Source organism: Streptomyces sp. x-19, assembly GCF_046549115.1.
GTDB lineage: Bacteria > Actinomycetota > Actinomycetes > Streptomycetales > Streptomycetaceae > Streptomyces > Streptomyces albulus_C.
In genome coordinates this window covers 1-8,667 of record NZ_JAJPWK010000063.1, presented here as the reverse complement: position 1 = coordinate 8,667, position 8,667 = coordinate 1, and the positions used below count along the sequence as shown (strand labels likewise).

5 protein-coding genes and 3 pseudogenes are annotated in these 8,667 nt (G+C 65.8%); 3 read left to right on the top strand and 5 right to left on the bottom strand.

All coding sequences use genetic code 11. From position 1 onward, the window contains the following. The first annotated feature begins 468 nt into the window (after positions 1-468). Positions 469-1,107 (top strand): transposase family protein, encoded by a 639-nt coding sequence (locus ACLJT4_RS41900; protein ID WP_411130393.1) that lies wholly within the window; start codon positions 469-471, stop codon positions 1,105-1,107. Between the two features lie 483 nt (positions 1,108-1,590). After that, a pseudogene (locus tag ACLJT4_RS41895) lies at positions 1,591-1,818 on the top strand (hypothetical protein); the annotation flags it as partial. Between the two features lie 80 nt (positions 1,819-1,898). Here ACLJT4_RS41895 and ACLJT4_RS41890 read toward each other — a convergent pair. Then, positions 1,899-4,232, bottom strand: a complete 2,334-nt coding sequence (locus tag ACLJT4_RS41890) for a tyrosine-type recombinase/integrase (RefSeq protein ID WP_411130391.1) — start codon at positions 4,230-4,232, stop codon at positions 1,899-1,901. Further along, entirely contained in the window at positions 4,229-5,299 is a 1,071-nt protein-coding gene (locus ACLJT4_RS41885) for a tyrosine-type recombinase/integrase (RefSeq protein WP_411130390.1), read from the bottom strand. Before ACLJT4_RS41885 ends, ACLJT4_RS41890 begins: the two co-directional genes overlap by 4 nt. A 186-nt stretch (positions 5,300-5,485) precedes the next feature. Here ACLJT4_RS41885 and ACLJT4_RS41880 point away from each other — a divergent pair. Continuing rightward, positions 5,486-5,992: pseudogene (locus ACLJT4_RS41880) on the top strand (DDE-type integrase/transposase/recombinase); the annotation flags it as partial. Positions 5,993-6,498: 506 nt separating this feature from the next. On the opposite strand, the gene ACLJT4_RS41875 reads toward ACLJT4_RS41880, so the two are convergent. The 3 genes and pseudogenes from ACLJT4_RS41875 to ACLJT4_RS41865 all read right to left on the bottom strand — a co-directional run bounded on the left by ACLJT4_RS41875 (position 6,499) and on the right by ACLJT4_RS41865 (position 7,702). Beyond that, entirely contained in the window at positions 6,499-6,816 is a 318-nt protein-coding gene (locus tag ACLJT4_RS41875) for a hypothetical protein (protein ID WP_411130388.1), read from the bottom strand. 442 nt (positions 6,817-7,258) lie between these two features. Continuing rightward, positions 7,259-7,464: pseudogene (locus ACLJT4_RS41870) on the bottom strand (transposase family protein); the annotation flags it as partial. Between the two features lie 37 nt (positions 7,465-7,501). Continuing rightward, a complete protein-coding gene (locus tag ACLJT4_RS41865; RefSeq protein ID WP_411130386.1) occupies positions 7,502-7,702 on the bottom strand; it encodes an integrase core domain-containing protein in 201 nt (66 codons plus the stop codon). Between the last annotated feature and the right edge of the window lie 965 nt (positions 7,703-8,667).

Below are 8,667 nucleotides of genomic sequence, written 5' to 3'. Positions count from 1 at the left end.
TCTCCACTCCGCACTCGACTACGTACCGCCCAGCGAGTACGAACGAGACTTCCGGCGGAGCCAGGAGCAAACCCCGCAGTCCGCCTGAAACAACACCGCCGGACTCTACGAAACTCGGGGCAGCTCAGATGTCGTTGTCGATGGTCACCGGGCTGAATCCGCGGGCCCGCCACGAGGCGACGAACGCGTCAACGCATGCGGTCTGGAACTGCCACGGATCCCCGGGATCAGTCCCGTCCTCCGCACCTACTACGCGGTCCACTCGAGCTGACCCTCACCGATCACGAGCGCCCGGCGACCTGACGGTCGCCGGGCCCTCCGCACATCGCTGGTCGCTCCCCACCATCCCCACTTCGTTGAGCAGGGAAGAATCTGAGGCAACCAGCCTCTCTGGTCGTTTTCGAGGCTCTGACCGCAGTTTCGTGAATCCCCAGGTCAGGGGTAGGAACGAGGGATCGTTTCAGCACGGTGTTCCCTGGCGTGGCGAGCAAGACGATCGAGGATGTGCTGTTTGCTGGGATCGATGTGCGAGTGGAGCGCGTCAACGATGTCTCCGGCGGCCTGGTGCTGGAGGCGGAGTCCACGGGTCGTCCGGGCCGGTGCCCGGACTGCCGGAAGCGGGCGGAACGCGTGCACAGTACGTACCAACGCTCCCTGGACGAGAGGCCGTTGGGTCCACGTCGAGTCACAGTCCGGCTCCGGGTGCGACGGTTCTTCTGCGACCGGCCAAGCTGTTCACGCCGGACGTTCGTCGAGCAAGTCGGCGGGCTGACCGAGCGGTACCGCCGGTCAAGCATCGGGATGACGGGCTGGCTCTGGTCGATCGCGGCGGAGTTGGGTGGCCGTCCGGCCGCGCGGCTGTGCCGCAAACTGCGGATGGCCGCGCGGCCGCACTCGGCTGCTCAGGTTGCTGACATCGCCGCCGGTGCCGGACCGTGCCCCGCGGGTGCTGGGGGTGGACGAGTTCGCCTTCCGCAAAGGCTGCACGTACGGCACTGTGTTGGTCGATGTCGAGGCCAGTCGGGTCGTGGATGTGCTGTTCTCCCGGACGACCTCGCCGGCGCGGTCCTACTCAGCGATCCGCCCGAAGGCGTTCGCAGCTCCTAATCAGCGGCCGAGTCGTCGTGAGACACCGGGCGGCCAGGTGGATGGAACCATCGAGGGCAACCGCTTGGAAGCCATACCTGGTGTCTCTGGGTCTCTGGACCTTACGACGGCCCGTCCAACCCACGAACAAGGTAGGACCGCTTGGTGGAGAAGGGCTGGACGATCAGCGCCATCGCCCGGAGGCTGAACCTCGACTGCAAGACCGTGCGCCGCTTCCGCGACACCGACCTCGACCAGCTGCTGGCCTCCGCCCGCGACCGCCGGCCCAACGGCGTGCTGGAACCGTTCAAGGCATACCTCAACGCTCGCTTCACCGAGACACAGGGCCAGGTCAGCGGCACCCGTCTCTTCCACGAAATCCACGAACGCGGCTACCTCGGCAGTCGCCAGGTCGTCCGCAAGCACCTCACCGCCCTCAGGGCAGGCACCGCCGCACCGGGCCGGGCCGACATCCCCAGCCCGCGCAAGATCACCTCCTGGATCATGCGCCCACGCGACACCCTCACCGACAGCCAGGAGGAACGACTGCTCCAAGTCCGGCTCGCCTGCCCAGACATCACCCGCGCCTGCGACCTGGCCCGCGCCTTCGCCGAACTCGTCCGCAACCAGCGCGGATTCTTGCTGATGCAGTGGATCCGCCAGGCCGAACAGGACGCCCCGAAACCCTTGCAGAGCTTCGCCGGGTCCCTCCGCCAGGACTTCGACGCCGTCACCGCCGGCCTCACCCTGCCCTGGATCTCCGGCACCGTCGAAGGCCACGTAAATCGGGTGATTCTGTGGAATCAGAATTGTCAAGCTTGCTGTGGTTTGCCCTGCCGGACGTCGAGGATCGGCAGGAGGGTGGCGTTCGTTGGGATGTCGAGTTGTCGGGGTGTTGGCCCGGCTGGGGTGGGGGTGTCGGCGAGTCTGTCGAGGAGGCGGTCGAGCGCGCTCTGGCCGTCGGTGACGGCTGCCTGCTCATCCTCGGTGAGGGGGATCGAGATGGCCATCTTCTGCAAGTTGCCTTTGGCTTCGAGGAGTTGGGTTTTCGTGGAGCCCTTGGGGGTGTAGAAGTCGCAGCGTGCGCAGGCCATGCGGTGCTGGCACTGCTCGAAGAAGGTGTAGGTGCAGTAGCCGTGTCCGAGGTCGTAGTGCTGCCAGGGTTCGCCGGTTGTGGCAGCGCCGGAGGTGACCGCGTCGCGGTCGACGAGGACCTCGATGGTGCGGACGTTCCGCTCGAAGTAGCCGGCCTCGGAATACGCCTTGGACAGAGTGTTCGGGGTGATCTTCGCGTAGTACTGGGTGGATTGCGGTGATCGGTGTCCGAGCCAGGCTTGCAGCTCGAACAGCGTCATCGGTTCCTTGGCGTTGTAGAGCTGACTGGCGATGGTCGACCGGGCTCGGTGGCTGGTGATGTTCCCGCGGACGTCGGCGTCCGGGACTCGAGCCTTGCGGCAGAGCATCGGGATGACCGTGTTGTTGATGTAGCTGGTGGAGACGCGACGGGCCCGGACGGCGAACAGCAGCTCAACGTGCTCGCCGGTGCGGCGGTCGGTGAACTTCGGCTGGTCGGGGCGGACGGCTTGCCAGGCGTCGATGGCCTGGCCGAGGATCGGGTCGACCGGCTTGGTGAAGGCGGTGCCGGTCTTGTGGGTCGGGACGTCGAGCAGGCAGACCGCGTCGCGGGCCAGTACTTGTTGCGAGTCGCCGGCAATGGGTGCTCCCTCGTGCTGCCAGCGGATGCAGCCCAGTCTCAGCCGGGCGATCTCGTTGCTGCGTTGGCCGGAGAGGAGCCAGGTCAGCGTGACCGCGCGGACCAGTTCGAAGGGGTAGAAGTGCCCGGACCGGGTCTGTGGAAGATCCGCGGGATCAAGGTTGAGGCCGGCCCACAACAGCTTCGCCCAAACCTCGTCGGCGATCACCCGTGGGTCGGGGCCAAGGAGAGCGGTGATGCTGCGAGGGATCGCCAGAGCGCGTAGTGGGTTGAAGCGGCGGGACAGCCACTCCCATTGCTGGCATTCCCGGAAGAACGTCCGCAGCGCGGTGATCTGTCCGGCCTTGGTGGGCGCCTCCAGTGGTTTGCCGAGCCGATCCTTGAGGCCGACCGTGCGCTGGGTGTAGTCGCCGACCTTCATCCGGTCCAGTGCCGCGATCCAGGTCGCGCAGGTCTGCTGTGTCCAGTCGGTGGGATCGGCGGCGTCGGGCTGTTCAGCGGCGATCCACCGGCCGACTCGCAGGAGGGTGGAGCGGATGCTGCCGCGGACGCGCGGGGTGAGGGTAGAGGTGTCGTGCCAGCGATCAGCCCACTGTTCCCAGACCTTGGCGCCGCCGGTGGCCCTCGCCGAGTGTCGGCCGGTGCTCTGCAGCGGTGGATCGCAGAAGCCGAGCTCGGCGACCGCCCGCTGCAGAGCGTGCAGGGTGTTCAGCCGGGCGCCCTCCAGCAGCCGGTCGCGGCGGACCCGGTCGAACAGCGCGGTGTCCAAGTCCTCCAGGTGCGGGCTGCGGTTGAGCAGAAACAGCTGGCAGGCGACCGACGGCAGCAGTGTGTCGTCGTCCTCGCCCAGCTGGTAGCCCCAGGCGCCAAGGACCGTGCGGATGCGGGCGAACTCGCCGGTGACGCGGTCCCGCCCGAAGATCCGCCAGGACAGTGTGAGGCGTTGGAAACTGCCGAGCTGGTGGAACTCGTTGAAGGAACCGAGCAGGTAGGCGTGCGCCGCGAGGTAGGGGCGAACTTCGTCCCCGGCCCAGGCCGGTACGTGTTGCCGGAACTCGGCCTGGGTGCGGCCGAGCAGACGGGCCCACTCCTGCGTGGTCCAGCCCCAGTAGGTCCGGCCAGTCTCCGTGCTGTGCGTCAGCAGAAGAGCGATCACGTCGAGCATGGCCCGTCGGCGGTGCGGGGTCGGCGGCGAGTCGAGTGCGGCGTTGACCGCCTCAAGCGGTCCCAGCAGCCGTGCGATCACCCGCCAGCCGGGTGCAGCCGGGTCGTGGTACTGCAGCCGGCGCAGATTGCGCACGCCGAGTTCAAGGACGGCCCGCGCCTCAGCAGGGCGGACCGCGACGGTCGTGTCGTAGCGGTCCCGGACAATCGGCCAGGACCAGCGACCGTCGGTGTCCACGGTGGCGATGGCCAGCGACGATGCCCTCACCGCGACACCTCCGCCGTCGCGCCGGCCGGAGCGGTGAGCATCTGTATTCGCCAGGCATGAATATGGTCCATGCCGCGGGCCAGCTTGTCGGCCAGGTCCCGGCCGGAGAGGTGAATGTACTGAAGGGTGGAGTCGGTGTGCCGGTGCCCGGCGAACGACGCGATCGCGTGCAACTCCCAGCCCATGCGGGCCAGATCGGTCAGACACAGGTGCCGGGTGGTATGCGTGGAGAACCGCTCGACACCGGAGGCCAGCGCGATCCGCCGGACCACCTTCGACCAGGTCCACAGACTCAGCGGCTGGGCGTGATTACGCCGCGACTCCGACAAGAACAGCGGCCCGCGGGCCCGGCTGATCCGGGCGCGGTGAGCGAGGTAGTCCGACAGCAGCACCCCGGTCGATGCCGAGTAGGGCACCACCCACTCCAGCCGGTTCTTCGTCGTTTCCGCACGTATCCGCAGCGTGCGATGGTCCGGATCGACGTCGTCGGTCCGCAGCGAGCACAGTTCCTCACGGCGCAGGGCAGCGTCGTAGGCCAGGGCGAGCATCACGCGGTTGCGTACCGGCTCGTGCTTGGCGACCTCCAGGACGCGCAGCCACTGCTGTTCGCCGGGAATCCACGGCAGCTTCGTCAGCCGGGGCACCAGACCGCGCTGCTGGCCGCCGTTCCGCCGGCCGGGGGTGTAGCGCCCCCGGCCGACGGGGTTGGACTCCCGCAGTCCCTCTTCCATGAGGAAGTCGTAGAACAGACGGACCGGCACGAGCCGCTGCTGGATCGTCGCGTTCGCCAGCCCCACCCCAGAGTCGATCGAGATCACGTTCGCACCCCGGCGGTGCGGCCGCGAGGTCAACTTCCTTACGTAGAAGGCGATATGTGCACGGTTCGCGGTGACCGGGTCGACGTCCTCGCGCTCGCACATCAGCAGGTACTCGGCCAGTCCTCGGCCATAGGCGTCGATCGTGCGTGGTGCACGCCCGAGATCCGTCCAGACCACCAGCCAGGCCGCCGCCTGCTCGTGCCGGCCGAGTACCGGCCACTTCTCCGTGAGCACCGTCGTACCGCTCAAGCCATCTCCCAAGTTCGCGGTTGTGCCGGGGAGACATGATCACCCCGGCAGATTCCACGTAACTTTTAAAACACTCAAGCGAGCCATGTACGGCCGGGCCTCGTTCGAACTCCTCCGAACCCGCATCCTCACCCAACCATGACCTTCACGAAACTGCGGTCAGAGCCGTTTTCGACCATCCTCATCAACGGCGGCGGCCACAAGGCCCTCGGCCGGCAGGCAGGCCGCAAAACCCGCTCCGGCGCCGGCTACAGCTACATCCACACCGCCGTCGACGACCACTCCCGCCTGGCCTACAGCGAGATCCACACAGACGAGAAGAAGGAGACCGCCACCGGCTTCTGGCAGCGAGCCCAGAAGTACTTCACCTCCTGCGGGATCACCGTCGAAAGGGTCCTGACCGACAACGGCTCCTGCTACCGCTCACGCGACTGGCGCGACCTACTGACAGCCGCCGGGATCACCCCCAAGCGAACCCGTCCCTACCGGCCGCAGACCAACGGCAAAGTCGAACGCCTCAACCGCACCCTGCTGGAGGAATGGGCCTACGCCCGCCCCTACCGCAGCGAACAGGAACGACGCGACGCCTTCGGCGAGTGGCTACACACCTACAATCACCACCGCGGACACACCGCGCTCAAGGGCAAACCACCCGCCAGCCGCGTCCCCAACCTCACAGGGCAATACATCTAGGGCAGTTACCCAACCCGTGGATGCCACCATCGCGCCCGCGGCGGCACAACCGCACCATGCGGGCTGTGCCGCCGAGGTGCCTGGCGAAAGTTCTGTGCCCGGCCGCGCCGAAAACTTGGCATCAAGGTGTGCCCGATGGGCCTGCGGGAGCTTTCACCACCTCGAAGGGCAAGAACGGGGTCAGATCCTCAGATACCCGGCGGCGAGCCACCCCGCGGCCACGGAGATTTCCTGGGAAAGTGTCGTCAGGGAGGGAGGGGGCAGAGTGCGAGGAAAACGCGGCTCCGTACAGGTCGTTGGTCGACAACCTGTCTCAACGGATCCATGTTGCCCGCGTTCCGACCAGCACACCAGTCTCCGACAACCCGCTTGCATCCCCCAAAGCCTTAATCTCCTGACTTTGGGAGAACTTCACCATCCTGCCTCGCCGTCCTACCTGCTGCAGCCCTTCACCGATTGAGGACTGCTGCAAAGCTCCGTTGAATAACCCTCATGGGAACCGAGCCTCACCTCGCCGACCAAGTCATCGGTTGCTGCTGCATCTTGACGTTCCCCCCATCAGTTCCAATGAACGATCCGAGGGATATGTTCTTGAAATGATATCCCCCAGGTACGCTAATGTGGTCCCAAACGGTTTCCCTAATTCCACCAGAGCCCGCTACAACATTATCCCCGACGACTGACATCTTGTGGCCAGTGGACAAATTTATCAGCGCGCGCCCAGTGAGGCCGTCGGCGTCAGTGGGGATGCTCGACCAGTACTGCCTGTAGTCGCTCTCATTGCAATCTTCGAGCGCAACGTTGTTGTCGACATGCTCGGTCATGCACTTGAATCCCTGAACGAGCATCAGCGCCGGCCCTTGGGTGGGCTTCTGCGTCTCCGCCGCGAGAGCAGTCGGTATGCTTGCAATAAGCGCACCACCGGCGAACAAGGATGCCAGACCGATGCGAGCAACACGATGGAACATTACAGTGCCTCCAATATTTGAGGAATCATGGAACTAGCTCGACAATTGGCCAGCACCCGAATAGGGAGCCGGGAATATCGAGGCTCTGGCCGACTGAACGCTCATTCGCTTCCCGGCTAGAACTGTTCGCAGAGTTGATGTCCGCGGACGCACTAACCCATGACAATGACAACACCTCTGCGTGTAAGTCAAACCCGAGCCGAGCGGCCGGTAGAGCGATTTTATCTTCGCCGCCGCGTCGCGACAATCGACGAAAGTTGACCACCTGAACCGCACTGATTTCACTGAGCATTTTCCATCCTTCGCTTTCGCAGGTTAGGAGGGTGTGAACGGCAGCGACAACGGCGCCAATGCGGTTGGTTGAGCAGCGTGCCTTGCGGAGAATGCGCCAGGTTTTGAGTTGGACGAAGGCGCGTTCGCGGGTGCCCGCGGTCTGGCGTGGTCGCGGTTGAACTACTGGTAGTACTTGGGTTGTTCGCGATGGTTCTTGTAGGGGGTGCGGACGATTGTGAGGCGTCCCCCGTGGTGTGGACACAGGGGCTCATGCTGCGATTGCGCGTATATCTGCTCGTAGGTGCTGTTGTTCGAACTCCGCAGGCGAGAGGTAGTTGAGGGCACTGTGGCGACGGCGGGTGTTGTAGCAGGTGAGCCACTGAATGATCTCCAGCCTCGCCTGGTGCACCGTCGAGACGCACGAAGATCGCGGCGAACGCGTCCCGGGCCGCTTCCTGCCGACGCGCATGGCTGCAGGAGCAGGTCGACGCCATCACCGCGGAGGCCGCTGCCGTGGATGAGGCGGAGGACGCCGCCCTCGGGGTGGGAACCCGGGGCACCGATACGCCGCGGCAACTGCGGTGCCGGCGGGAGCGGAACGAGCGTATCCGGCGGTGCCTTGAGGAGGTCAAGGCCGAGTAAGCTGCACGCAGTCAGAACGAGGAGTCGATCGCAGCCCGGGCCCAGGCCCGCGTGGAACGGGCGCGGCAGGGCCGCAGCGGAGGCGATCCTCTGCCGCCTGGGGCGGATCGGGTGGGCGTGGCCACCGACCCGGGTTGAGGCCGCCCGGCAGTATCTGCACGAGGCGCAGGACCGCAAGCGGGAGCGGATCGCACGGGTCCGCGAGCAGAGCTCCGGCTGGCTGGGGCCGGCCGGGGCTCTAACGAGCTCGGGGGTAATTGAGATCCGGGCAGGGTGACCTGGCTGTTTGGCTGGTGGGAGGTCACTGGGCAACGAGTCGGGCGAGGACAATCTCGGTGCTGTGCCGGCGGCGAGTCGTCCTGCGGGCAGCACGATCAGAGACGAGTGCGGCGATTGCCAGATGGGTCTCGGTAAAGGACTCGCGGCGTCCGATGTATCGCTGCAAGGGCCGCCATTGCTTCATTTCGGCGTTGGCGTGTTCTACGACAATGCGGCGGGAGGACTGGCGGCGCCTGGCTTCCTGCCAAGCACGCTGATGGTGTCCCGCCGAGTGGTGTAGCAGTGATCTCCGCATACCCCCTGGTCATGAGGCGGCCATCGCGCAACTCTCCGAGTAGCGAAGCTCGTTGAAGCGAGAGGTGACGCGATGGCCTTGTCCCAGCATGGGGACTGTAAATAGAACGGTGTAACTCCGATCATGGAGGATTGCACCTGTGACCAGCGAGAACATAGCCGCGGAAGCGTCCGGGGACGTGGCCGTGGAGACGGCTCCGTCAGCGGTGGCGGACGAGA

What these genes read in the sequence shown, in the direction of transcription:
- ACLJT4_RS41865 (WP_411130386.1), bottom strand. Translation starts at nt 7,702, where the DNA reads ATGCGCGTCGGCAGGAAGCGGCCCGGGACGCGTTCGCCGCGATCTTCG.
- ACLJT4_RS41875 (WP_411130388.1), bottom strand. Translation starts at nt 6,816, where the DNA reads ATGACCGAGCATGTCGACAACAACGTTGCGCTCGAAGATTGCAATGAG.